The organism is Candidatus Limimorpha sp., from assembly GCF_056203535.1.
The window spans coordinates 1-26,146 of record NZ_JBADWU010000059.1; the positions used below are offsets into that span (position 1 = coordinate 1).

Genomic DNA, 26,146 nt, shown 5'->3' on the forward strand with positions numbered 1-26,146 from the left:
GGTTGACCTTTCTGCGTACAAACATGCCCGCAAGGTACGAATTTTCGGGCTTGCGTCACCCACGTCACCATCTTGATTTTTAAACAATATTGATTTTTAGCAAGTTACAAACATTAAAAAAACAGCTGTCAAAGTCAGGATTGCAAATGATTTGTCGCTTTGTGACTCGTCACAAAGTGTCATTGCAAATGCTTTGTCGTTTTGTGAGTCGTCACAAAGTGTCATTGCAAATGCTTTGTCGCTTTGTGAGTCGTCACAAAGTGTCATTGCAAATGATTTGCTGTTTTGTGAGTCGTCACAAAGTGTCATTGCAAATGTTTTGCCGTTTTGTGAGTCGTCACAAAACGTTATGCAATTTTTCTCTGGCTTTTGAGAAGCAATCTTGATTTACCATATTTTTTGGCATGTAGAGACGCACAGCCGTGCGCCTTTGTGTTCCATCGGATTATGAAAACAAATATAGGTCTCTTTTTTAAGACAATTCATCGTCAATTCAGGTCAATTTCCTTTTCCCTACTGCGGCTATGTCACTAACAATTAACGTTTAATAGACCTGAATTGTCTTCTTTTCAAAATGTCGTCTTGATTTGCCACATTATAGGCAGAAATCAGAGAATCCTCAACGAAGTCAAGGAATACGCAAAGCGGATTCCTATTCGCTAAATTCGCAAAATTCGCGGTCAAAAAAAAACAATCACGGTTATAAATTGATTTGTGTTGGAGTGTGTTTGTCTGCCGGACGTAGAGAAAGAACTGCGAAATCGCAGATTCAACGTAGTCAATCGGGCGAATCATGCTAATAAGGCCTTGCTAACGCAAGTCCTTGCCTGACGGACGCTGATAAGATATACCACTAAGGGTCAAAAAGCATATAATTGCCTAATGCCATGTTTTTCATCCGCAAAATTACACATATTTTCCATTTCCGCAAGCCCTCGCTTTCTAAACTCGAAAACATTGAACCATAAATCCAGTAGCCGATAGTTTAGTATTCTATTAAGTAGGTGAGCAAAATTAGTTTACATAAATGACGCAATGCTTCGCCCCTTCGATGTTTCGGCAAGCCAACAACCTTGGCTCAGGGAGCGAAGCTCAGCAAGCTGATTTTCAGCTCATTGAGCCTGTCGAAATGAGAAGATACTTTTGCAGTTTAATTATGAATAGTTACTTAAAAGCCCATTCACATATTTTTGTATTTTTGTGGTCTGATATGTATTGTTCAATTTTACCGGATTTCAAAATGAATAAAGCACTCATTATTATAATAGGAATGGTCTTGAGTACCACGACCATCTTTGCCCAAGGCCTCACCCAACGTTTTCAGCGCCTGCTCACCGACCCGAATGGCTATGTGGTGTATCGCGCCAGCAGTCCCATCACCATAGATGGCATTCCTGATGAAACCGCCTGGCAGGATGCTCCCATCCTCGACAAGTTTCAGGACATCAGCGGCGAAGGTTTCCCGCTGCCGCTTTACTACACTTCGGCCCGTATGCTTTGGGATGATGACTATCTCTATATCGCGGCTGAATTGGAGGAACCCAATGTTTGGGCCTACATCACCCAACATGATGAAGTGGTCTATCAAGAGCCTGATTTTGAGGTTTTCATCGATCCAAACAATGATGGCCAGAACTATTTTGAAATGGAAATCAACGCCTTGGGAACACGTTTCGACCTTTTCCTCACGCATCCTTACCGCACCGCGACGGGTACTTTTGTCAACATTGCCTGGGATGCGGCTGGCACGAAACTCGCCACCCACGTCGATGGCACCATCAATGATGACAGCGACACCGACCAAGGATGGAGCGTGGAGATAGCCATTCCGCAAAGGGCCATTGCACACAATTTCGAAAGGCCTTTGACAGCAGGCAACTACTGGCGCCTCGGTTTCTCGCGCGTGGAATGGCAGACCCAAAACACGAATGGCAAGACAGAACGCAAGCAGTCGGAAACGGGCAGTTACCTCCCCGAATACAACTGGACTTGTCCCGCCACGGGCCAAATCAACATGCACATGCCTGAGCGTTGGAACTATCTCTATTTCTCCGACAAGCCCGCAGGAACCGACACTTTCCGCTACCCCGCCGACCACAATATCGACAAACTGCTTTGGGCCATGTTCTATGCCCAGCAAAAGCAGTTTGAGACCACTACGACCTATTTCAGTAAACTCAAGCAGTTCGGGCTAAGCCAAGAGGACCGCTCCCTCCTACCCGCTGGCGCTGAAATCGCGATAGAAGCCACCTCGCTGAAATACGAAATCACCGTCACAAAAGCCGATGGCAGCACCGTCAGCATGGACGAATGTGGTTGCATCAAGAGAAGAGCATATCCTGTGAAAGCCTACGTCTGGAGTTCGTGGGACCAGGAGCATGTCACCGAAGACAGCCTCCGTTCCATCATGGCCTTGTGGAAAAGCCACGGCATATCGGGCATCTGCATGAATTGCGGTTTCGATTTCCCGAAGACAGCGCGTTGTGCGGCCATTGCCCACGAAATGGGCCTCGAATACCATGCCTGGGCCTGCACCATGTTGCATGGCGGCATGGATTCCACTTGGTACACCGTTAACCGCTGGGGGCAATCGGCTGCCGTGCCTGAATATCGGGCTTACGTCGACTATTACCAGACCCTCGACCCGCACAATCCTGAAGTGATTGACTGGCTGGTGCAGCAATACTTTCAGCTGGCCAGCATACCATACGTCGATTTCGTGCAGTTCGACTATGTCCGTTATGCCGATGTCATCCTTGCCGAAGGGCTTTGGAATAAATATCAGTACAGAATCCATCACCCGTGGCGCGATGCCGAGGGCAATGTATGCGAATATCCGGGAGCGGATTATTGCTATTGCGATGCCTGCTGTGCCGACTTCAAAGCACGCACGGGCATCGACATCAAGGCGAAGTTGGCCGAGGGCGTCGACCCAGCCTCCATTCCCGAATGGGCACAATTCCGCTGCGACAACGTCACCAAGTTGGTCAACACCATCTGCAAAGAGCTGCACGACCGAGGCTATAAGGTCAGTGCCGATGTGTTCCCCGGCCCACACAGCTACGCCGAGCCAATGGTGCGCCAACAGTGGGACAAATGGGACTGCGACATGTTCTTCCCAATGAATTACAACGACTTCTACCTGCAACCAGCAAAATGGGTGGGCACTGTAACCGAAGAAGAGGTAAACAGCACCCTGAGGCCTGTTATCAGCGGGCTGTTCATCTGCCACGACTGGCAGCACCGCGCTCACATAAAAGACCCCGAAGGCCTCGGCCTCTCGCCAAAGGAACTGAAGACAGCCGCAAAGAGTGCCCTGAAAGCCGGTGCCTTAGGCCTATGCCTCTTCACACCCGAGCGCATGACCGAAGCACATTGGAAAGCCTTTGAGGAGGCTTTGCGGGGAAAATGAGGAAATGATTTACAGTATGTTACATTTTAGTAAATTATCTGATTACAGTTGTCTATTTCAAACTACACACAAAATCATCGAAAGACATATTTGAACATTTTCCCCCATTCATCACCCAAACAGTCCAGTTATTATCTTTTTTAATCGGCAAATAATAAGAATGTGGTGTTTTTGCAGAAACAGCCGTGTAAAAATCTTTCAGCACTTTTACTTTCGCGGCATATTCGGCACTATTGATTTTTTGATTGCCTGATAGATTCAGACTTTTTGCTTATTATTTCATTGTTCAGTTTTCGAGTGCCTCCGCATTTCAATTCAGGTGTGTTGATGCGAATGTCGCAATCGATAACAAATATGTTTCCTTCTTCCGAACAAATCATGGTCTATTCGGCTGATTTGCGCCGCTGCGCATTGCTGCTCTCTTTTGAAACTGCCGATTGGTGCAGTGAGCGTATCTGCTGCAATATTTGCTCCCGCGAGTAGGGTTGCAATGACATGCGTTGCGCCTCCCTTTGTGCAGCCATGCTGTTCTGTCGGTGAAAATTGTTGATATACAATCCCACCTGTGATAAATCGTTCTGCATAATTATCAAGCATTTCCAGACCTTCGGACGTGAAGCCGTCAGAAATTATCTTTTCGATGGATGTCCAAAAGCCGTTGTTTGTCATGTAAACCGTGATTATTTTTCACGGCAAAGATAAGACAAAAATTTGAATGTAAATTCATTGAAATTTGGTAATCGGCAAAATCACATTTTGCAAAATCAAGATAAAAAACACTGGAAGTCATTTTCCGATAAGAAATAGTTCGTTTCGTCGTTCATTCCGATTTTTTCAATTACCTTTGCAAATCTAAATCCAGTTGACAAAATCATTGCCGTATGAAAGGATGGACAAAAAGCAAAGCCATAGTATTCAGTGCCTTAGCATTGATTGTCTTGTGCTGCCTTTTGCCGAAATCGTCCTATTCACAAAAGAGAGACATTCCGCAAGTGGATGCGTTTTTTCAGAATTACGATTTCAACGATACAGCGTTGATTCATTCCGAGGCGTTTTCTCAAAAATTAGCTGAATACGTCTATCAATTCCATGAAAATGAGGATTCTGTAAATCAGGAAACGGATTACATCGTAGGTCTTTCACCCTTGTTTGAAAAGGCGAAATGCAATATGCTGACGTATGGGTTCATCTTGGATTTCATGCTGAATGGATTTGAGAATCTGGGACTTGCATCGGTCACCGATTATCTGCTGAATTTTCCAGCCTTGAATGAAAATGAGATTTCGGCTGAGCAAGGCGAGCGTTTGGAACGCATTGCGGAGCCATATCAAAAAGTGAAGGAAGGTACACTTGCGCCTGATATTGAAGGCATTAATTCGGAAGGGCAATCCTATCATTTGCATGATTCCCAGGCAAAATATGTTTTGGTTGTGTTTTGGGCTACGGGCTGCGAACATTGCCACGATTTCCTGAAACAGGTGCGCAAGAAACTATATATTAATAAGGAATACGAATTGGTCACCTTCGCCATTGCTGAAGATGAAACAGACTGGCGCGAAAGTTTGGAAGAAATGCGCCTTTCGGGGCAACATTTTTTCGATGAACAGCGTTGGGGTGGCAAGGCATTCGAGGATTACCATGTCACCCAAGCCCCGACAGCTTTTTTGATTGATGAAAACAAAATCATCGTGGCGAAGGTTTATGACTGGAAAGAACTGAAGGAAAAAATTAGAAATTTGAAATGAATATGAAAGTAAAGTATTGTTTGTCAATTTGTTTGGCAGGATTGCTATCTATGTATAGCAGCGTTTTCGGACAGAATGCCGAAACCCGTTGGGTGGATTCGGTTTACAACAGTTTGACTCTTGAGCAGCGCGTCGGACAGCTGATTTGTATGCGTGCCAATCAGGTGGACAAGCCTTATTATGAAGATGTTGCCAAGTATATCAAGCAGTATAACATTGGCGGTGTTTGCTTTTTCCGTTACGATGGCGAGAAACAGGTCGACCAGGCCAACAAGTGGCAGGCCATGTCGCAGACCCCGCTGATGGTCTCCATTGATGCCGAATGGGGCTTGGCCATGCGCGTGAAAAACACCATCCATTATCCTTATCAGATGACGCTTGGTGCAATTACCGATAACAATTTGATTTATCAGATGGGCGAACAGATTGCCGAGCAATGCCAGCGCATGGGTGTTCATGTCAATTTCGCACCGGTTGTGGATGTCAATTCCAATCCGGCCAACCCGATTATCGGGATGCGCAGTTTCGGCGAAGACCCGCAGAAAGTTGGTGAAAAAGGTGTGGCTTACGCATTGGGAATGCAGTCGAAAGGCATGATTACCACGATGAAACATTTCCCTGGTCACGGCAATACCGCCACCGACTCCCACCTGACTTTGCCCACAGTAACGCGCACCTTGGATGAAGTCCAAAATATCGAACTGGCTCCTTTCAGATACATGATTGAGAATGGTGTGAACGGAGCAATGGTCGGACATCTTTATTTCCCTGCCATCGAGAAGGTTAAGAACACTTCTTCTTCGCTTTCCTACGGTGTCGTCACGGAATTGCTGAAAGAGGAAATGGGATTCAAAGGCCTGATTTTTACCGATGGCCTCGACATGAAGGGCGTTTCGGAGACCGTGCAGCCAAAAGATGTTCCCTACGAGGCATTTATGGCTGGCAACGATGTGTTGATTTTGCCTGCCGATGTGCCATACGCCATCAAATCCATCAAGTCGGCGGCTGAACGCGACCCGAAAGTGATGGCGCGTGTTGAGGAAAGTTGCAAGAAAATCCTCACCTATAAATACCGTGCAGGCTTGAATCATTACAGACCTTCTTCGACCACTAACCTTTTCGATGATTTGAAAAAGCAGGAATATAAGGACTTGCGTCAGACGCTTTTCGATAATGCCGTTACGATGTTGCGCAACGACAATGTCTTCCCTTTGGCGAAAACGAAGAAAATCGCCGTTGTCACCATCGGCAACACGAAAAACGATGTAAACAACGGACTGCATGAAAACGGCTACAACACAACTTCATTCGTCTGCCAGAAAGAAGAAATTTCCACAAAATCAGCCGCTTGGCTCAAGCAACTTGAAGCTTTTGATTTAGTCGTGGTCAACATTGAAAAGACAACCATGTTTGCCGCTTCCAACTATGGCATCAGCGAGGAAACGGTCAATTTCTTTAATCGTCTTGTTGCTCAAAACGATGTGGTTCTCAATCTGTTTGTCTGTCCCTACGCTTTGGATATGTTCCGAATCAACAACAGCGTGAAAGGCCTTTTGGTTGGCTATGAAGATGAAGTGCCAGCGGTGAAGGCCGTGGTTGCCATCATGTCGGGTTTGCAGAATGCCAAAGGCACTTTGCCTGTCTCGACTTCAAAGTTTGCATGTGGCAATGGTTTGGTCTCGACTAATATTCCTGAGGCTGAAAAAAAAACTTACACCCCCATTCTGAACAAGCCGAGCCTTGAAACACCTGCCCCGAAAAGTGAACAAAAATCAACGGTAAGGATTCCTGAAAAATACGAACGTCAACTTGACATGGTGGCAAAGTCGGGCATCACGCAGGGTGCCTATCCGGGTTGCCAGATTGTAGCCATGAAAGACGGTGAAGTCATTTACGACAAGTGTTTTGGCACTTTCACCTATGGTGGAGGTCACAGCGTGCAACCTGATGATATTTATGACATTGCATCTTGCACAAAAGTCTTTGCCGCAACCTTGGCCATGATGAAACTCTACGAAGACGGCCTTGTGGATTTGAACAAGACTTTGGGCGATTATTTCCCTTATCTGAAAGGCTCAAACAAGGCCAATCTGAAGCTCATCGAACTGATGACGCATCAGGCAGGATTGAAGGCCTGGGTGCCTTTCTATAAATCTACGATTGACGGGAATGGCCCTATGCCAGAGTTTTACAGTAACAAAATCGATGAAAATCACACAGTTCGCGTGGCTGAAAACCTTTATCTTGTCAACGATTATGAGGAAAAGGTTTTCGATTCGGTTATGAATACAGGTTTGGGCAAAAAGAAATACCTCTACAGCGATATGGGGTTTTATTACATGCCAAAAATCGTGAAACAGGTTACAAATCAGACTATTGAAGAATATTTGGATGAAAAATTCTATGGTCCGATGCACCTGACGCACATCGGCTACAAACCTCTGAAGCGTTTCAGCCGTGAACAGATTGCCCCGACCGAAAACGACACCATTTTCCGCAAGCAGTTGGTTTGGGGCGATGTCCACGACCAAGTGGCGGCCATGTTTGGCGGTGTTTCGGGTCATGCCGGACTGTTTTCCAATGCCCGCGACATGGCAGCCATCATGCAGATGCTCATTAACGATGGTGTTTACGATGGAAAGCAATACTTGAAGTCATCTACCATAAAATATTTCACCACAGCACCTTACACTGCAAATGACAACCGTCGCGGCATAGGCTTCGACAAACTGCCATTGGGCAAGAAAGGCGGTGCAACGGCATCGAAATCAGCTTCTATGGCAAGTTTCGGGCACACTGGTTTTACCGGCACATTCGCCTGGGCTGACCCCGAAAACGACTTGATCATTGTCTTTTTGTCGAACCGCGTTTATCCCGATGCCGAACCGAACAAATTGGTGCAATTTGGCATTCGCACCCAGTTGCACGATATTCTTTATGAAGCGGTGAAATGATTTTTTGGGGCAGTGGGTTCATTACGCCTCGAGGAAGTTAGGCTCCCAGTCACAGACATTCATCTTGAGATTGTTACGAACACCGTTCTACAACAAAACGTGTTTTTGGAACGGATTTTTTAAAACGTAGAGACGCACTGACTTCCGCCTCTACCTGCCAAGAAATTGTGGCAAATCGAGCGAAAGGTGATTCACTGAAAGTAAATCAAAAAACAGCCTTAAAATTTACTCCTCTACCTATTTAAATCAATTTTGATTTGCTAAAGGAAGAGCCATTGGTGCGTTGAAAAAAACACTCGTTGAAGCAACCAATTATTTCGTTGAATTGTTATGCTTTCAAGCGTTTTTTTGTGTTTCTTTGCAAATTCAAAAATAATGATTTATTTATAGGTAATAAAGGGAAAAAATACGGACAACTAAAATGAACAGACTGAAACTATGTATCCTTTCTGCTGCTGCCATTTTCGCAGGCATGACTACCGCACCGGCGCAGCAGTCCGTGCAAATGACATTAGACCAGGCTATTGAAGTGGCGCTTTCGGAAAGCAACACCATCAAGATTGCCGACATGACCATCGAAAAAAGCGGATATGCCCAAAAAGGCAGCTACGCTTCGCTTTACCCGAACATTAGCGCCAGTGGCTCCTACCAGCGCACCTTGAAAAAGCAGGTGATGGTGATGGATATGGGCGGCGAACCTATGGAAATCAAAGTGGGTCGTGACAACAACATCAACGCTGGAGTCAATGCCTCATTGCCTTTGATCAACGCACAGCTTTGGCAAAGTCTGAAACTTTCGGCTTTGGATGTTGAACTGGCCGTTGAACAGGCACGCTCGTCAAAAGTCTCGTTGATTTCACAAGTCAAGCAGGCTTTCTATGGCGTGCTGTTAGCTCAGGAATCGCTGGAATTGATGCAACAGATTTACGACAATGCCGACAAGAACTACGAGCGCACATTGCAACGCTACAACGTGGGCAAAGCCTCCGAACAGGAAATGCTCCGTGCAAAAGTCAACATGATGAATGCCGAGCCAAGCGTTTCGAGTGCCGAAAACATCGTCTCGTTATCGAAATGGCAACTCAAAGCCTTGATGGGTATCAATCTGGATACTGAAATTGAAGTCATCGGAAAACTGGATGAATATGTTCCCGAACTTCTTCTCATTGACACGCCGACTGATTTGAACAAAAACAGCGCCCTGCAGCAGTTTGGCATTCAACTCAAGCAACTCGATGCCACTTTGAAGATGCAGAAGTTCCAGTATATCCCGACATTAGCTGCCAGCATCGGTTACAATTACATGGCCATGGGTGACAGCGAATTGACTTGGCACCCGACTTCAACGGCCTCACTCAGCCTCAACATCCCGATTTTCGACGGTTTCTCAAAGCGCTTCAACATCAAGCAGACCCGAAAGACCATCGACATGCTGAACCTCCAGAAGGAAGACACCGAGCGTAATCTTCGCATTGCCATGAAGACCTACACCGACCAGATGGAGCTTTGCCTGAAGAACTTCGACGCCGCAAAAAACACCGTTGACCTTGCTTCGAAAAGCTATCAAATCACCGAAAAGATGTACGAAGTCGGAAAAGTGACTTTGGTTGAACTCAACGATGCACAATTGGCCTTGACACAATCGCAACTCACTATATATCAAGCCATCCACGACTACATGGTCGCAAAAGCATCCTTGGATGAATTGTTAGGGAATGAGGAATAATAAGTACAATAAACGAAATTAACACCTATATCAATGAAATACACAAAATTAACTTTCATCGCTATCGCCGTTGCCGGCATGTTGACAGCCTGCGGCTCAAAAGATAGCAGCAACGAACAGGCTGCCAGCCCTCAGCAAATCACTCCTGTAGTCAGCGTGGAAACAGTTACCGCGCAAGACATCGACATCACGACCACTTACACTTCGAACATCGAACCGAATGCCACGAACAACATCGTTTCGCAATCGGCTGGCCGTATCAGCAACATTTATGTTGAAGTCGGTGCCAAAGTCAGCAAAGGCCAACTGCTGGCCCAGATGGACGATGTCAATTTGGCCAAAAGCCGTCTGCAATATGTGAACGATTCCATTGAATTGGGTCGTCTCACTGAACTTCACAAGATTGGCGGTATTTCGCAAGCCGATTATGATTTGGCTGTCATGTCGCTCAACATTCAGAAAAAGACATACGCCAATCTGTTGGAAAACACAAAGTTAAGAAGCCCTATCAGCGGTGTTGTCACGACACGCAACTACGACAAGGGTGATATGTATTCCATGGCTCAGCCTATTTTTGTCGTCGAACAGATTGTTCCTGTGAAGATGCTCATTAATGTTTCTGAAAGCCAATTCACCGAAGTTCATGAAGGCATGGAATTCGATGTCGTCACCGACGCCTATCCGAATGAAGTTTTCAAAGGAAAAGTGAACCTTATCTACCCTACTATCAATGCCAACACCCATACTTTCCCGGTTGAAGTCATCGTGGAAAACAAGGATCAGAAACTGCGTCCAGGCATGTTTGCCCGCGTCACGGCTAATTTCGGCACCAACCACCACGTTGTCGTTCCTGATGTTTCCGTTGTCAAGCAAATGGGTTCCGGCGAACATTTCATTTATGTGCTTCAGGCCGACAATACTGTTAAATATCAGTTAGTTGAAATCGGCAAGCGCATGGGCGACAAGTACGAAATCATTTCCGGCATCAACGAAGGCGACAAAGTTGTTACCGAAGGTCAAGTCCGTTTGAAGAATGGCATTGCAGTGGAAGTGAAAAAATAAGCGTGCTTACAGCTACTAGCTGTTAGCCATTAGCTATTAGCTAACAGCTCGCTGTCAAAAAGCGCATTGGTCTAATAGTCAAATTGTCAAAAAGTCCATTAGTCTAAAAAGTCAAAAATCAACATGAGTCTACAAAGAACAGCAGTAAATAATTCCGTGACGACGGCTTTGGTATTCATTGCCATCGCCATTTTCGGTGTCTTTTCATTGATGAACCTCTCCATCAACCAGTTGCCTGACATGGAGACCAACTTCATCATGGTACTGACATCCTATCAGGGAGCCAGCGCGCAGGATATTGAGACCAACATTTCCAAGACTTTGGAAAACACCCTCAATGCCGTGCCCGACCTGAAGCATATTTCATCCACATCAAAGGAAAACACTTCCGTCATTTCCCTTGAATTTGAAAGCGGCATCGACATTGAGACCGCAACCAACAACGTGCGCGATAAGCTGGACATGGTGCGAAACTACCTGCCCGACGGCTGCACCAACCCCGTGATTTTCAAATTCAATGCGGAAGATATGCCTATCATGATTTTGAGTGTCACCGCCGAAGAGAGTCTTCCTGCCCTTGAAAAAATCATTGATGACCGTATCACCACTCCTTTGGCGCGTGTGAGCGGCGTAGGTACAGTGTCGGCAAACGGTGCTCCAAAGCGTGAAATTCAGGTCTACGTCGATCCGAACAAACTTGAGGCCTACAACCTTGCCTTGGAAAGCATTTCATCAACCTTGATGAATGAGAACAGAAACATTCCGGCAGGTTACTTGGACATTGGTTCCAACACTTATAACATCCGTATTCAGAAGGAATTCGGATCTGCCAAGGAAATGGAAGATGTCATCGTAGGCAGCTTCAACAGCGCTCCTATCTATCTGAGAGACATTGCCAGAGTCATTGATGGCCCGGAAGAACGCTCCCAGGAATCATACAGCAACGGCGTTCAAGGTGCTACCATCGTCATCCAGAAACAGACTGATGCCAATGCGGTGAATGTTATCAAAGGCATTAAGAAAAAGATGAAGGAAATCGAGCCAACGCTGCCTTCCGATTTGAAAGTAACGACTATTGTCGATGGCTCCACCGACATCATCAACACAATCAGCAGCTTGAGAGACACCATTTTTATTACCTTCTTTTTGGTTATGCTCGTGGTGTTCGTGTTCTTAGGCCGCTGGCGTGCAACCATCATCATCGTTTTAGCAATCCCGATTTCGCTTTTGGCTTCTTTGATTTACCTTTATGCCACTGGCAACACGCTGAACATCATTTCCATGTCGGCACTTTCACTGGCAATCGGTATGGTGGTCGATGATGCCATTGTGGTTTTGGAGAACATCACGACCCATATTGAAAAAGGTGAGAAACCAAAGGAAGCCGCTGTTCATGCCACTCAGGAAGTGCAGCTTTCGGTTATCGCCTCTACCCTCACCATGTTGGCTGTGTTCCTGCCGCTGACCATGATCAAAGGCACTACAGGTGTGATGTTCAAGCAGTTGGGTTGGATTGTATCCATCATTATGATTGTGTCAACGACGGGTGCTTTGACATTGGTGCCGATGATGTGCGCCAATATGCTTGTCATGAACCCTCACCAAAGCAAACTGCACAAGGCCATTTTCATACCTATTAACAAAGGTCTGGATGCTATCAGTAATGGTTATGCACGCCTGATAAGATGGGCTGTCAATCATCGTAAGCTAGTGTTTTTCAGCATGATTGGATTGTTCCTCGTTTCAGTATTTGTCTTTGGCCCAACCATCAAGACCGAAATGATGCCAAAGGGCGATTCGGACCGTATCTCCATCAACATTGAATTGCCCGTGGGAACAGGACAAGATGTTACAGGAGCCTTTGCCAAGGAGCTGGCAGATGAATTTATGACCATTCCGGAAATAAAAATCTGCAACTACAGCTTTGGTCAGGCCGACTCCGACAATGCTTTTGCCTCCATGCGTAGCAACGGCACGCACATCATTTCCTACAACCTGCGTATCGGATCGAAGACCGAACGCCGCAAGGCCGGGTTGCGTTCCTCAACGGAAGTTGCCGATGATTTGCGCACACGCCTTAATGCAAAGCCTCAAATCAAGAAAGTCAACGTCAACGAAGGCGGCGGCGGTATGGGCAGCATGTCGTCCGTTGTGGTCGAAGTATACGGCTTCGATTTCGGCACCACCGACCGCATCGCAAACGAACTGGCACAAAAACTCCGTGATCGTGGCATCAAGCAAGTCATTGTCAGCCGCGATGCCTACACGCCCGAATATCAAGTCGATTTCGATCGTGAGAAACTGGCTCTTAATGGTTTGAACAGCACGACGGCTGCTTCATACGTCAGCAACAGAATCAACGGCTCAGTCACTTCCTATTATCGTGAAGACGGTGAAGAATACGACATCCGCGTGCGTTACGCACCTGAATTCCGCGAAAGCATCGAAAATATCGAGGACATCAAGATATACAACGGTTACGGACAGGCTGTCCGTGTCGGCGATTTGGGCAAAGTTGTCGAGACCTTGACACCTCCTCAAATCGAGCGTAAAGACCGTGAGCGTTTGGTGAAAGTCACTGCCGTTGTCGGTAAAGGACAGGTTCTGAGTGATGTTGTCGAAATGGCCAGAGAAGCTATTGATGAGACCGAAATTCCGAATGAAATTGTCACCACAATTGCCGGTGACTACGAGACCCAGCAGGAAATGTTCGGTGATTTGTTGATACTTCTCGTGTTGATTATCATCTTGGTTTACATCGTGATGGCTGCACAATTTGAGAATCTGATGAAACCTTTCGTCATTATGTTCTCGGTCCCATTCACCTTTACTGGCGTTCTCATCGGCTTGTGGGCCAATAGCATGGCTTTAGGTGTAATGGCATTCGTCGGCATCCTGATTCTGATGGGTATCGTTGTGAAAAACGGTATTGTGCTTATCGACTACACCACCCTGCTTGAAGAACGTGGCGTTGAAGTTAAGGAAGCCACTGTTCAGGCAGCCCGTTCACGTTTGCGTCCTATCCTGATGACCACCTTGACAACCGTTTTGGGTATGTTGCCAATGGCCATCGGTCGCGGCGAAGGTGCCGAAATCTGGAACTCTTTGGGTGTCACTGTGGCTTGGGGTCTTACCGTTTCCACATTGATTACCTTGGTGTTCATTCCTTCCCTTTACTGCTCGTTGGAAACACGCGCCGTAAGGAACAAGAAACGCAAAGCGGAAAAAGCTCTGACCTCTACTGAAAATTTAAGATAAGCAATTTGTTGACTCTGGATTTGGAGATGCAATCGTGTCTCCAAATCCAAAAGTCAAAAAAGTCAATTAGTCAAATTGTCCATAAGTCCACAAGTCAAAAAATCTAAAAGTCAAAACCACCATGAAAGCAATATTCATAGCATACAATCAAGCCTATTACGATGAAATCGCGGCTATGCTCAACGAAAAAGGCGTAAAAGGTTTCACCGAATGGAACGAAATAAAAGGACACGGAAGCGAAACCGGTGAGCCTCATTATGGCACACATGCCTGGCCTACCCTCAACAGCGCCATTCTAACTTTCGTAGATGACGATAAAGCCAATCCGATTCTCGACATGTTGAAAGAAAGAGACCAAAAGACCCCCGAATTGGGTTTAAGAGCCTTCTCCTGGCCAATTGAACGAATGGTTTGATTACGGTCAGATTATTATTGATGATTATTCATAATGGTCTGATTCTGATAAGCTACCGAAAATGGCTGTCGAAAACTCGACAGTCATTTTTTATTTCATATTTTTAGAAGACAACTTGTGTTTTGTGGATTTGGTTGACACGATGTTGATGCGAAAGCGGTAGGATGAGGCAAAAGAAAAACCCTAACTGATTGATTTTCAATTAGGGTTTGTTGCTTATTTAGTGATCCGGTTGGGATTCGAACCCAAGACCCACAGCTTAGAAGGCTGTTGCTCTATCCAGCTGAGCTACCAGACCATCTCTGTTTGCGGCTGCAAAAATAGACAATTTTTCGATTAGGCCGACGCTTTTCTCGAAAAATTATCAAAAAAACTTATTGCTGTGGTTTTGGGGTGAAAGGCTTGTGTGGCCTTTTGGGCTTTTCGACCGGTTTTGCTGTTGCTTCCGTCTGCGGACGCGATTTCTTCACCTGAAGCACACTGCCTTGAAATTCCGTCTCATCTGTTTCGACAATGGCTTTGTAGGCCTCATTGTCGTTAGGCATTTCAACGAAACCATAACACTTTGAGCGGCCCGTTTCATGATCCATAATTACCCTGCACATACTGACAGTTCCGAATTGTTCGTAAAGAGCCTTTAGATCTTCTGTCGTGGTTTTGAAAGCCAATTTTGCTACAAATATCTTCATGTTTATGAGTTTTAAACGTGCAAATATACTTAAAAATAAACACGTTGCACTTTTTTTTGTGTTTTTTACAAAAAAATATTGATTGGGATTGCTGATTTATAATAAAAATGTGGAAAATTCGTGGAAAACCAGTTTGAGAAACAAAAAAACGGACCGCATTTGCGACCCGTTTTCTTGTGGGGGAAGGTGGACTCGAACCACCGAACTCATCCGAGGACAGATTTACAGTCTGTTGCAATTGCCACTATGCGACTCCCCCAAGATTTTAAAGAACGTCTTCCTTTCGGATTTGACGCTGCAAAAGTACGATTTTTTTCTTTGCATCGACAAAAATTCACGAATAATTTTCGCAATTTTGCAGCACTAAACTTTTTTGATATGAAATACGACTTTGATAAAATAGTGAATCGTGCTGATTCTAACTGCGTTAAATATGATTTGAGGAAGAATGTCTTTGGCAATCCCGATGTGCTGCCGATGTGGGTAGCCGACATGGATTTTGAAACGCCCGATTTTGCCCGCGATGCCGTGAAACAGCGTGCCGAGCATCCTATTTATGGTTATCATTTCAAGGATGATGCTTATTTTCAGTCGGTTATCGGTTGGCTGAAACGCCGTCACCAATGGGAAGTGCAGCAGGAATGGATGTTTTTCACCCCGGGTGTGGTCTGCGGTTTCATGATGACAGTCATGGCTTTGACGAAAGAAGGTGATGAGGTCTTGATTCAGTCGCCGGTCTATCCGCCTTTCCATCATGCGGCAGGCAATCATGGTAGGAAACTGGTTTACAATCCGTTGATTAAAGGTGAAAACGGCTATGTGATGGATTACGAACTGCTCGAAAAACAGACTCAAACCGCAAAACTAATGATTTTGTGCAATCCTCATAATCCTGTTGGCCGTTGCTGGACGCGTGATGAACTGACGCGTTTGGGTGAAATCTGTATGAAAAACGGTGTAACGGTGATTTCTGATGAAATCCATTGCGATTTGGTGTTGCCAGGTTTCAAGCACACGCCTTTTGCCTCTATCAATGAGGAGTTTGCGCAGCACAGCATCACTTTCCATGCGGCAAGCAAGACTTTCAATCTGGCTGGTTTGGCAACATCGACTTGCATTGTCCCAAATCCTGAACTTCACGATTTGGTGAATGGCTACGTTCATTCCATGGAAGCCGATTTGGGCAATATTTTCGGGAAAGTCGCCACACAAGCCGTCATGACAAATGGCGATGAATGGTTAGGTCAACTTTTGGATTACATTCAGGGCAATGTCGATTATGTATCTGATTTTCTAAATAATAATCTGCCAAAGGTGAAATTCGTCAAGCCTCAGGCAACCTACATGATGTGGCTCGATTTCAACGGCTACGGCCTTTCGGAAGAGGAAATGTGGCGCAAAATGACGCAGGAAGCGCAACTCGGTTTCAACCGTGGCAGCGAGTTCGGCAAAGAAGGAACGAATTTCTTCCGCATCAATCTGGCATGTCCGCGTGCAACGGTAGTGGAAGCCATGCGCAGGTTGAAAGTGACATTTGGATAATTATGTTAGCGTTTAAAATAAGTAAGTGGTCAAAATTAACTACATATTAAATTCGCTCATTTCGACAGACTTAATGAGCTACAAATCAGCTTACAGAGCTTGTCGAAGCATCGCATTCCCATAGCCTTGCATTCTGGCACTCAATAAGGAAACTAATTTTGTTCCACTATTTTTTTGTCTTCGACAAGCCGTACCGAAAAACCTGAAGAACATTGAGACAAATGGGAGTTCAACTAAACCACTCTGGACTTCCAGAGTGGTTTAGTTATCTCAATTCCAGCAAGGTAATGTTCTCCACATGTTGCGTGTGCGGGAACATGTCGACGGGTTGAACGGCCATCACCTTGTAGGCTTGGTCAAGCAGCTGAAGGTCACGGGCTTGAGTGGCCGGATTACAACTGACATACACGATTTTTCTGGCACGGATTTTCAGCAACTGTTCCACAACGCTTTCCGCCATGCCGGCACGCGGCGGGTCGGTGACGATGAAATCGGGGCGACCGTTGGCTTCAATGAAATCGTCAGTGAAGACCTTGGCCATATCGCCCGCATAGAAGGTGCAGTTGGTGATGCCGTTGATTTCGGCATTCACCTTGGCGTCCTGAATGGCTTCCTCAACATACTCAATGCCAACGACTTTCTTTACAAAACGTGAGAAATACTGCGCAATGGTTCCCGTGCCAGTGTAAAGGTCGTACATCAGTTCGTCGCCTTGAACGTTAGCCAAATCGAAAGCTGCGTGATATAACCTTTCGGCCTGATAGACATTGGTTTGGAAGAAGGAAACCGGTCCGATACGGAACTTCAAATCATCGAAGCCGGGGCGGGGAGAGGCCATTGTTTCAATCAGGTATGGATCACCTTTCAGACATTCAAACGGCAAATCGTTGATGACATCGTTCATCTTGTTGTTGATAATCAGCAACAAGGAAACGATTTGCGGAAATTCCTTTTCCAAAGCTGGCACCAGTTCATTGCGGATGATGGAATTTTCTTCATTGATGACGATAATCACCATAAACTCACCTTTGGAATTGCAGCGGATGACAATGTTTCGCATCAGTCCTTCGTGTGCCCTGACGTTGTAATAGGAAATCTTACGTTCCATAGTGAATTTCCTGACAAACAGACGGATGTCGTTTGATGGGTCGGCTTGCAGGTGGCATTTTTCAATGTCGACAACGCGGTCGAAAAGCGATGGCAGATGGAAACCTAAGCCTTTGCAGCTTTCCTCGTCGTGCGTGCCAACGGGTGCGCCATCAGTCAGCCATTTACGGTTCGAGAAAGCGTATTCCAGCTTGTTGCGATAGAAAAACTGTTTTTCACAGCCCAAAATCGGTCGTATTTCGGGATATTCAATTTTGCCGATACGGTCGAAATTGTCCTTCACCTGTTTCTGTTTGTAATACAACTGCCACTGATAATCAAGGTGCTGCCATTTGCAGCCTCCGCAAAGGCCGAAATGTTCACAACGCGGCTCAACACGCTTGTCCGACAGTTTTTTATAGTTGATGATTCTACCCTCAAAAAAGTTCTTTTTCTTCTTAAACACCTCAATGTCAACAATATCGCCAGGGATACCAAAAGGAATGAACACTACCCTACCCTCTGGTTTCGCCACCGACATGCCTTCCGAACCGGCATCAACAATAACGACATCTTCGATATATTCTGGAGCTTTTTTCTTTTTCATACAATCAAATTTGAATAGTTTTAAACACTTTTTTTGCGCCACAAAAATAGTGAAATTGCATTGATTGTCAACAAAAGTTATTGGTTTACATTTTTTAATTTGGTTGTAAGATGAAAATAAAAAATCATTACTTTTGCCCACAAAATCCATTATCATGACAGAACATCAACAGCATCAGGCAGCGCAGGATTTCGCCGATTATTGGAAAAACCGTGGCGATGAAAAAAGCGAGACGCAACAGTTTTGGATGTCGCTTCTACACTCGGTGTTTGGGATGGAAGAGCCCCAGAAGTTTATCGAATTCGAGAAGCGCGTGCAGCTTACCCATGTGAGTTTCATTGATGCGTATATCGAATCCACCAAAGTCCTGATTGAACAGAAGAGTTTTGACATTGACTTGCACAAAGGTTACAAGCAAAGTGACGGTTCCATGCTTACGCCTTTCCAACAGGCCAAGCGTTATGCCAACGAACTCCCGTATTCTCTCCGTCCACGCTGGGTGGTGGTGAGCAATTTCCAGTCTTTTCTGGTTTACGACATGGAAAATCCGAATGGCGAACCGTTTGAAATCCTTTTGGAAAACCTTCAGAATGAATACTATCGCCTTTCGTTTTTGACCGAAATGGGCAACATTCATTTGAAAAAGGAAATGGAAGTGAGCATCAAGGCGGGCGATTTGGTGGGAAAGATTTACGATGCCCTGCTCGCCCAATACAAGGACGCCACCAGTGCCGAGACGCTCCGCAGCCTGAACATGCTCTGCGTCAGGCTGGTGTTCTGCCTGTATGCCGAAGATGCGGGCGTGTTCGGGAAACGCAACATGTTTCACGACTACATGGCTGGATTCGATGCCCGTAATTTCCGCCATGCTTTAATTGACTTGTTTCAAGTGCTTGACACCAAGATTGAGGAACGTGACCCGTATCTCGATGAAGAACTGGCCGCATTTCCGTATGTGAATGGCGGTCTGTTTACCGACAGCGACATTGAAATACCGAATTTCAGCGACGATTTGCGCACTTTGATTCTTACCAAGGCATCGGATGATTTCGACTGGAGCGAAATAAGCCCGACCATTTTCGGTGCCGTGTTCGAGTCGACCCTGAACCCCGAAACGCGCCGCTCTGGTGGAATGCACTACACTTCAATCGAAAACATTCACAAGGTGATTGACCCGCTGTTTCTGAACGACTTGCGCAAGGAATTAGACGAAATAAAAGCCGAGAAAACCGGCAAAGCACAGGCGAAACACGCCTCTGAATTTCAGGGAAAACTGTCGCGGCTGAAATTCCTTGACCCGGCTTGCGGCAGCGGCAATTTCCTGACCGAAACCTATCTTTCGCTTCGCCGTTTAGAAAACGAGGCCATAAACATTCAGGCCAAGGGACAAGTCTACATTGGCCTTGCAGAGACCAACCCCATAAAGGTTTCCATCCATCAGTTCTACGGCATCGAAATCAACGATTTTGCGGTTGCAACCGCCACCACGGCCTTATGGATTGCCGAAAGCCAAATGATGAAAGAAACCTCATCAATCGTGAATCTCGATTTGGATATGCTACCGCTGAAAACCTACCACAACATCAAGGAAGCCAACGCTTTGCGCGTGCCGTGGACGGAATGGGAAGTGGCCGATGAACCGCATCAGGTGGTGATTGCCGGCCAGACCTACGTTTATCCGAGACACGAATCGCCCGCATCAATTGTCAACGAGCCAGTGGTGCGTTACGGCAACATTGATTTGTATACCGACGAAATTCACCTCAATCCCAAAGGAAAGGAACCAGAGTTTTATCACGTTGATTTCGACTACATTATGGGCAATCCGCCGTTTGTGGGGGCGAGACTGATGTCAGAAAGTCAGAAACAGGACATGATTGATGTGTTTGGCAAAAAGTGGAAAAACATCGGAAACATGGATTATGTTTCAGGTTGGTACTACAAAGCGGCAAAAATCATGCGGGGCAACAATATCCATACGGCTTTGGTTTCCACAAACAGCATCACGCAAGGCGAACAAGTCGCTAATCTTTGGAAACCGTTGTTTGAAGATTATGGCGTTCAAATAGATTTTGCCTACCGCACTTTCCATTGGGACAGCGAATCAACATTGAAAGCCCACGTTCATTGCGTAATCATCGGATTTTCAACATGCGGAAGCAAAACGAAAGCCATTTTCACCGAATCTGACAATCCTATTCAAGCCAGCAACATAAGTCCTTATCTGATTGATGCTGAAGCTGTTTGGATTGAAAGCAGGAAAAAGTCCGTTTCCGATGTCCCCGAAATGCTGTTCGGCAGTATGCCTAACGATGGCGGCAATTTCATCTTGACACGGCAAGAAAAAGACGAGCTGATTAGAAAAGACACAAACGCTGCTAAATTCATCAGGTTATTCTTAGGTGCATACGAATTCATCAATAAAAAGGAAAGATATTGCCTGTGGCTTGCTGATGCCTCTCCGTCGGAAATCCGCAGAAATCCAGATTTGCTGAAACGTGTCGAAAACGTCCGCAATCTGCGATTGGAAAGCAAAAGGGAAGCCACAAGGAAACTTGCCGACATTCCGACTCTTTTTGGTGAAATCAGGCAACCGAAAAACGGTCATTATTTGCTTGTTCCATGTGTTTCTTCGGAAAGACGCAGGTATGTGCCATTAGGCTTCCTTGACTGTGAAACAATAGCAAGCGATGCTGTTCTAATCATTCCCAATGCCACCCTTTACCATTTCGGCATCCTGACCTCATTTGTCCACATGGCATGGATGCGAGTGGTTTGCGGACGACTGAAATCGGATTATCGTTACTCAAAGGACATTGTCTATAACAACTTCCCGTGGCCAACGCCAACCGAGGAGCAAAAGGCTAAAATTGAGCAGACGGCGCAAGCCATATTGGATGCCCGCGCAAAATATCCCGACTGTTCCTTGGCCGATTTGTACGACGAAGCAACTATGCCACCCGAACTGCGCAAAGCCCATAAGGAAAATGACCATGCCGTGATGACTGCCTACGGTTTCAGCACGAAGATGATTGAAAGCGAGTACATTGCCGAACTGATGCGTCTGTACGGGGAAATGACGAAAGAGCAATAAAACCTACTGAATACGAAAGGAAGAATTCGGTTATAATCCGACATCCTCCTTCTCAATCCGTGACAACATTTCGGGTGTAAGGTTTTCCATCTTCGCCAATCTGTTTGCCTGATGCTCAACCGTCTTTTCAAACAGATTCCTGACAAACCTGCCGTTTCCGAAGTTCTTATCCTTGTTGGCCACACTTTGCGCCAGCAAATCCATTAACCTTGCCTTTGCCTCTTCAGTAATCACATAATCAGACTTTTCGCATCTCAGGCAGAAAATCCGAAACATTTCATCTTCGTTGTAATCGGGGAAATGGATGTAACGGTTGAAACGCGATTGAAGCCCTGGATTTGAATCGATAAAGGCTTTCATTTCATCGGAATAGCCCGCCAGAATGACGACAAGCCTATCGCGGTTATCTTCCATGCGTTTCAGAAGCGTTGCTATCGCTTCATGGCCATAGTCGCTTTCAACGCCGTTCACCAACGAATAAGCCTCATCAATGAAAAGCACGCCATCCAATGCCTTGTCGATGATTTTGTCCGTCTTGACCGCCGTCTGACCCACATATTCTGCCACCAGTCCCGAGCGGTCGGTTTCTATCAGATGACCTTTCTTCAGAACGCCCAATTCCTTGTAAATCTGTGCAACAATGCGTGCCACCGTGGTTTTTCCCGTTCCGGGATTGCCGGTAAACACACAATGATAAGAGACTTGCGTCGGCTTCAATCCGTTTTTCTCGCGTTCCTGCTGAATCTTAATGTAATTCCGCAAGGTGTTCACTTCCTGCTTCACCGTCGTCAGGCCTATCAGGGCATCCAATTCCTCGCTGCCCAAATGCCGTTCAGCCTTCTCACTCGAAACCTTGATGCTAAAAAATTCATTCATGGCCTCTGCAAGTTGCTTAGCATAGAAAGCATTGCTAAACACAAGAGTAACATTAAGTTTTGGAATTTCGACAGCACCATATTCATTAATCGGACGCTCATTCCCACGATTATCATACCAAGTTCCTAAACGTTTCGCATCGTGAACAACATCATCCCAAAGATACTCTTTGTACCTTATCTTGACAAAGTTCACTTCCATATCATCAAACGACAGGATTTCATAATCAAGATTTGGGTCTTCATACTTTTCATTTACTTTAACAATGAAATTCGGATAAATATAATATTTGGCATCACTAACGATAAAGCAGGGTACATTACAATATGTTCCAACCCAATTCAATCCTCTAACATTTGTAATCAGAAGAAGCAAATCAAAATCCAGAGTCGGAGCTTCTTCAAAACTACTGCTTTGGTAACCACTGATGCACTCATCAATTATCCATTCTTTATCACAATCATTTTCATCAATCAAAGCACTGAGTTTCCTATAGGCATCGGCATTAACTGCCATTTCATCTCCGATAACCAACTGATTGGCAACCATTTTGTCACGAAATGCCTCAAATTGTTTCTGTGCCGTTTTGTATTTCTCCGAATCAAATTCTTTGGGATCTTTTGGAAATTCCAATGCATTATCGTGCCGATCCTTGAGAATGTCGTAACATTTTATATAGTTTTCAATGAAGACTTTTTTCCTGTCGTCCTTTTCGTTTGCAAGTATTTCCTGCAACCTTTCAAGGCTAATGAATTCCTTTTTTTCAGGCTTCGGCGCTTCAACCGCTTCTGTAGAAGGCAGGTTTTCAATCTCGGGAACATCTTTTACCGCTTCACTTTGCACCGTTTCTTCTGGCTTGTTTTCCTGTTTGTGGAAAATCATATAAGCCACAACTGCTACAACTGCCAATCCTACAACAGCGAAAAAGGCTATTCCAGGGAGATCCACAACCATTAAAACAATTAAAATAACAACAAGAATCAAAGCCACGAAGACTAAACATCCTATTGCAGCTTTTGAACAGCCATCATTTCCATCTAACATTGCCATAACCAGATATTTTAATTTGGCACAAAGATACAAATGTTTTCATTTGCAAGAAAAACTTGCAAGGTTACAACCTAAAAATCCATTCAATTTGTCTAACCTGTAGTTTTCTGAAATCCACGAAAATTTCGTATCTTTGCAAAAATTTTAACCATCATGTTCGACGAGGAAGATTTCAGGGATTACGAAGACGAGATTCAGGATGTCGTGAAACAATACGAGGAAATGCTCGAAAAGGACGAATCCGTCTATTTCGACACGGAGGAATTTGGCATGATCATCGACTATTACACCCAACGCGATGAGATTGAAAAATCGCGCCATGCCGTCGATTTGGCCATGATTCAGCACCCTTTGGACAACAGTCTTAAAATAAAGAATGCCAGACAGTTCCTTTTGGAAAACAATCCCAAGGAAGCCTTCGAGATACTGAAACACACCGAGCACGAAGACGAAAATGATCCCGATTTTTTCCTCACCTTGGGTTCATGCCTCGCCGCCTTGGGAAAATCGCAGAAAGCCATTGACTCCTATCTGGCTGCCCTGCCCTTTTTCGATGAAGACGAGAAATGCGAGCTTTACAACGCCATTGCCTTTGAATATCAGCACCTTCGTAAATTCGATCTCGCCCTGAGTTTTTACAAGAAAGCATTGGCCATTTGTCAGGACAAAATGCAAATAGACCAGCTGTATCAGGAAATCAGATGCTGCTACCTCTGCGACGACAAAAAAGACGAATGTCTCGACTTTTTCCAGCAACTCGTTGACAAAGACCCACATAACAGCAAGGCCTGGACCAATATCGGCGACTGCTACCGCATGATGTTCAAGTATGAAGAGGCCATCGACCCATACGAATTTGCCCTTTCCATCGACCCAGAAGACCTTTGGACCAACATGCACTTGGGCGACATTTATTACGATTTGGGCCGCTACAAAGAAGCCATCGACACCTTGAACGAAGCCCTACGCAACGGCGTTGACTCAGGCATGATCCGCGTCTCGTTAGGCGACTGCTACTATCGTTCGGAAGACCTGCAATCGGCTGAAGAACACTATCGTAAGGCCGTCGAGCGCAACCCCGTCATTGGCGGTGGATGGGCTGGCTTGGGCTATGTTTTCAGCGACCGCGGCGAAAGCCAGAAAGCCATCAAGTATTTTGAAAAAGCCTACGCCCTCGAGCCTTACGAAACCGATTACCTCTACTCCATTGCCGCCGAATACCGCAAAATCGAGGATTTCGGCCACTCGATGGAATATCTGATGAAGATTCAGGAGCAGTCGCCTTCCGACCCCGACTCCTATTATTTCATTGCCGACCTCTACGGAGAACAGGATCGCGTTGATGAAGCCATCGACACTTTGAAACAAGGTCTGCTCAACACCGAAAACGACTCCAACCTGCTTTATCTTCTGGCATACGCCTATTTCGTCAAAGGCAATAAAACCAACGGTTTAAGCACTTTGGACTTGGCTTTGACAAACGATTTCGAGGGCTACCGCGATTTCGTTGACTACGACAAGGATCTTCTCGGCAACGATGTCGACATTATCAATTTGATTGCAGAACACGAGAAAAACAACAGACCTTAATAAACTTAATTCAAATACAAATCAAAAATTATGAGAGATTTTTTCATCAACATTCTAAAGGGGCTTGGGATGGGAGCCGCCAATGTCATTCCCGGTGTTTCCGGCGGAACCATCGCACTGATTACCGGCATATTTGAAAGGCTCATCAACAGCATCAAATCGTTTAACCTGACGGCTTTGAAACTGTTCTTCACCGGAAAGTTCAAGGAATTTGCAAAAGCAACTGATTTCAGATTCCTTTGCAGTGTTTTCATCGGCATCGTCATAGCCATCCTTTCCGTTGCCAAACTCTTTGAATACCTGTTTGAGAACTATCCGGTTTTCATCTGGGCATTCTTTTTTGGACTTATCATTGCCTCGATTTTTTATGTCGGGAAAACCGTCAAGAAATGGAATGTATGGACAATTCTGTTTTTCATTCTTGGCACAGGCATTGCCTTGACAATTGCCTTTGGCACTCCCGCACAGGAAAACCACAATTTCTTCTACCTTATCCTTTGCGGAACCGTAGGCGCATGCAGCATGATTTTGCCTGGTCTCTCAGGCTCATACGTCCTTTTGCTCATGGGCAATTACGAATACATAATGATTGATGCGGTCAATAAACTCACATCTTCCCCGATGGAATCCATCAAGATACTGTTGCCCGTGGTGATTGGAGCCATCGTAGGATTACTTGCTTTCGCACATCTTTTGTCGTGGATTTTCGGTAAATTCCACGACCAGACAGTCGCCCTTCTGACGGGATTCATTTTAGGAAGCATGCCTATCATTTGGCCTTGGAAAGAATCAATCACTAACACACTGAAAGACGGCACTGAAAAAGTCATCGGCTACCAATGGAATTGGCCGAGCATGAATATGGAATTTCTTTGTGCGCTCATCATTATTCTGCTTGGCATCGGCATCATTGTCCTGACAGAATCATTGGCAAAGGATAAGGAATAAATCCCATTGGGCAGTTCTTGTCGCGAGAAATCCGTTTAAATAACATCGCTCAAAACCGCCCTAAAAAACAACAATTTACACCTTATTAAATA

General features: G+C 45.4%; 15 protein-coding genes and 2 tRNA genes. 11 read left to right on the top strand and 6 right to left on the bottom strand.

Annotated features, from left to right (window positions below):
- The first annotated feature begins 1,240 nt into the window (after positions 1–1,240).
- Positions 1,241–3,412, top strand: a complete 2,172-nt coding sequence (locus AC06MN_RS07255) for a sugar-binding protein (protein ID WP_475671693.1) — start codon at positions 1,241–1,243, stop codon at positions 3,410–3,412.
- A gap of 315 nt (positions 3,413–3,727) precedes the next feature.
- Here AC06MN_RS07255 and AC06MN_RS07260 read toward each other — a convergent pair whose 3' ends face one another.
- Complete coding sequence (locus AC06MN_RS07260) at positions 3,728–4,081, bottom strand: hypothetical protein (protein WP_475671694.1); 354 nt, start codon at positions 4,079–4,081, stop codon at positions 3,728–3,730.
- A 212-nt stretch (positions 4,082–4,293) separates the two neighbouring features.
- Here AC06MN_RS07260 and AC06MN_RS07265 point away from each other — a divergent pair, with 212 nt between their 5' ends.
- The 6 genes from AC06MN_RS07265 to AC06MN_RS07290 all read left to right on the top strand — a co-directional run bounded on the left by AC06MN_RS07265 (position 4,294) and on the right by AC06MN_RS07290 (position 14,572).
- Positions 4,294–5,157 carry a TlpA family protein disulfide reductase gene (locus AC06MN_RS07265; protein ID WP_475671695.1) on the top strand — a complete coding sequence of 288 codons (864 nt, stop codon included), beginning with the start codon at positions 4,294–4,296 and terminating at the stop codon, positions 5,155–5,157.
- The gene (locus AC06MN_RS07270; RefSeq protein ID WP_475671696.1) at positions 5,154–8,111 is read left to right on the top strand and encodes a glycoside hydrolase family 3 N-terminal domain-containing protein; all 2,958 of its coding nucleotides are present in this window, start codon (positions 5,154–5,156) and stop codon (positions 8,109–8,111) included. Before AC06MN_RS07265 ends, AC06MN_RS07270 begins: the two co-directional genes overlap by 4 nt.
- A 421-nt stretch (positions 8,112–8,532) precedes the next feature.
- Positions 8,533–9,837 carry a TolC family protein gene (locus AC06MN_RS07275; RefSeq protein ID WP_475671697.1) on the top strand — a complete coding sequence of 435 codons (1,305 nt, stop codon included), beginning with the start codon at positions 8,533–8,535 and terminating at the stop codon, positions 9,835–9,837.
- 33 nt (positions 9,838–9,870) lie between these two features.
- The gene (locus tag AC06MN_RS07280; RefSeq protein WP_475671698.1) at positions 9,871–10,899 is read left to right on the top strand and encodes an efflux RND transporter periplasmic adaptor subunit; all 1,029 of its coding nucleotides are present in this window, start codon (positions 9,871–9,873) and stop codon (positions 10,897–10,899) included.
- Between the two features lie 123 nt (positions 10,900–11,022).
- The gene (locus AC06MN_RS07285) at positions 11,023–14,157 is read left to right on the top strand and encodes an efflux RND transporter permease subunit (protein ID WP_475671699.1); all 3,135 of its coding nucleotides are present in this window, start codon (positions 11,023–11,025) and stop codon (positions 14,155–14,157) included.
- A 121-nt stretch (positions 14,158–14,278) separates the two neighbouring features.
- On the top strand, positions 14,279–14,572 hold the full coding sequence (locus AC06MN_RS07290; protein WP_475671700.1) for a PG0541 family transporter-associated protein: 294 nt from the start codon (positions 14,279–14,281) through the stop codon (positions 14,570–14,572).
- 224 nt (positions 14,573–14,796) lie between these two features.
- Here AC06MN_RS07290 and AC06MN_RS07295 read toward each other — a convergent pair.
- The 3 genes from AC06MN_RS07295 to AC06MN_RS07305 all read right to left on the bottom strand — a co-directional run bounded on the left by AC06MN_RS07295 (position 14,797) and on the right by AC06MN_RS07305 (position 15,520).
- Positions 14,797–14,870, bottom strand: a tRNA-Arg gene (locus AC06MN_RS07295).
- Between the two features lie 76 nt (positions 14,871–14,946).
- Positions 14,947–15,261 (bottom strand): RNA recognition motif domain-containing protein, encoded by a 315-nt coding sequence (locus tag AC06MN_RS07300; protein WP_475671701.1) that lies wholly within the window; start codon positions 15,259–15,261, stop codon positions 14,947–14,949.
- A 177-nt stretch (positions 15,262–15,438) separates the two neighbouring features.
- Positions 15,439–15,520, bottom strand: a tRNA-Tyr gene (locus AC06MN_RS07305).
- 119 nt (positions 15,521–15,639) lie between these two features.
- On the opposite strand from AC06MN_RS07305, the gene AC06MN_RS07310 reads away from it, so the two are divergent.
- A complete protein-coding gene (locus AC06MN_RS07310; protein WP_475671702.1) occupies positions 15,640–16,803 on the top strand; it encodes a MalY/PatB family protein in 1,164 nt (387 codons plus the stop codon).
- A gap of 265 nt (positions 16,804–17,068) precedes the next feature.
- Here the strand turns inward: AC06MN_RS07310 and rlmD are convergent, their stop codons facing one another.
- Entirely contained in the window at positions 17,069–18,496 is a 1,428-nt protein-coding gene (gene rlmD / locus AC06MN_RS07315; RefSeq protein ID WP_475671703.1) for a 23S rRNA (uracil(1939)-C(5))-methyltransferase RlmD, read from the bottom strand.
- 154 nt (positions 18,497–18,650) lie between these two features.
- Here rlmD and AC06MN_RS07320 point away from each other — a divergent pair, with 154 nt between their 5' ends.
- The gene (locus tag AC06MN_RS07320; RefSeq protein WP_475671704.1) at positions 18,651–21,590 is read left to right on the top strand and encodes a DNA methyltransferase; all 2,940 of its coding nucleotides are present in this window, start codon (positions 18,651–18,653) and stop codon (positions 21,588–21,590) included.
- A gap of 30 nt (positions 21,591–21,620) precedes the next feature.
- On the opposite strand, the gene AC06MN_RS07325 is transcribed toward AC06MN_RS07320, so the two are convergent.
- Positions 21,621–23,516 carry an AAA family ATPase gene (locus AC06MN_RS07325; RefSeq protein WP_475671705.1) on the bottom strand — a complete coding sequence of 632 codons (1,896 nt, stop codon included), beginning with the start codon at positions 23,514–23,516 and terminating at the stop codon, positions 21,621–21,623.
- Positions 23,517–23,669: 153 nt separating this feature from the next.
- Here AC06MN_RS07325 and AC06MN_RS07330 point away from each other — a divergent pair, with 153 nt between their 5' ends.
- Together AC06MN_RS07330 and AC06MN_RS07335 are read left to right on the top strand one after the other, a co-directional pair.
- Complete coding sequence (locus AC06MN_RS07330; RefSeq protein WP_475671706.1) at positions 23,670–25,106, top strand: tetratricopeptide repeat protein; 1,437 nt, start codon at positions 23,670–23,672, stop codon at positions 25,104–25,106.
- A 30-nt stretch (positions 25,107–25,136) separates the two neighbouring features.
- Positions 25,137–26,054 carry a DUF368 domain-containing protein gene (locus AC06MN_RS07335; RefSeq protein ID WP_475671707.1) on the top strand — a complete coding sequence of 306 codons (918 nt, stop codon included), beginning with the start codon at positions 25,137–25,139 and terminating at the stop codon, positions 26,052–26,054.
- The last annotated feature ends 92 nt before the right edge of the window (positions 26,055–26,146 follow it).

Coding starts and splice junctions, on each gene's coding strand:
- AC06MN_RS07255 (WP_475671693.1), top strand. CDS start 1,241: ATGAATAAAGCACTCATTATTATAATAGGAATGGTCTTGAGTACCACG.
- AC06MN_RS07260 (WP_475671694.1), bottom strand. CDS start 4,081: ATGACAAACAACGGCTTTTGGACATCCATCGAAAAGATAATTTCTGAC.
- AC06MN_RS07265 (WP_475671695.1), top strand. CDS start 4,294: ATGAAAGGATGGACAAAAAGCAAAGCCATAGTATTCAGTGCCTTAGCA.
- AC06MN_RS07270 (WP_475671696.1), top strand. CDS start 5,154: ATGAATATGAAAGTAAAGTATTGTTTGTCAATTTGTTTGGCAGGATTG.
- AC06MN_RS07275 (WP_475671697.1), top strand. CDS start 8,533: ATGAACAGACTGAAACTATGTATCCTTTCTGCTGCTGCCATTTTCGCA.
- AC06MN_RS07280 (WP_475671698.1), top strand. CDS start 9,871: ATGAAATACACAAAATTAACTTTCATCGCTATCGCCGTTGCCGGCATG.
- AC06MN_RS07285 (WP_475671699.1), top strand. CDS start 11,023: ATGAGTCTACAAAGAACAGCAGTAAATAATTCCGTGACGACGGCTTTG.
- AC06MN_RS07290 (WP_475671700.1), top strand. CDS start 14,279: ATGAAAGCAATATTCATAGCATACAATCAAGCCTATTACGATGAAATC.
- AC06MN_RS07300 (WP_475671701.1), bottom strand. CDS start 15,261: ATGAAGATATTTGTAGCAAAATTGGCTTTCAAAACCACGACAGAAGAT.
- AC06MN_RS07310 (WP_475671702.1), top strand. CDS start 15,640: ATGAAATACGACTTTGATAAAATAGTGAATCGTGCTGATTCTAACTGC.
- rlmD (WP_475671703.1), bottom strand. CDS start 18,496: ATGAAAAAGAAAAAAGCTCCAGAATATATCGAAGATGTCGTTATTGTT.
- AC06MN_RS07320 (WP_475671704.1), top strand. CDS start 18,651: ATGACAGAACATCAACAGCATCAGGCAGCGCAGGATTTCGCCGATTAT.
- AC06MN_RS07325 (WP_475671705.1), bottom strand. CDS start 23,516: ATGGCAATGTTAGATGGAAATGATGGCTGTTCAAAAGCTGCAATAGGA.
- AC06MN_RS07330 (WP_475671706.1), top strand. CDS start 23,670: ATGTTCGACGAGGAAGATTTCAGGGATTACGAAGACGAGATTCAGGAT.
- AC06MN_RS07335 (WP_475671707.1), top strand. CDS start 25,137: ATGAGAGATTTTTTCATCAACATTCTAAAGGGGCTTGGGATGGGAGCC.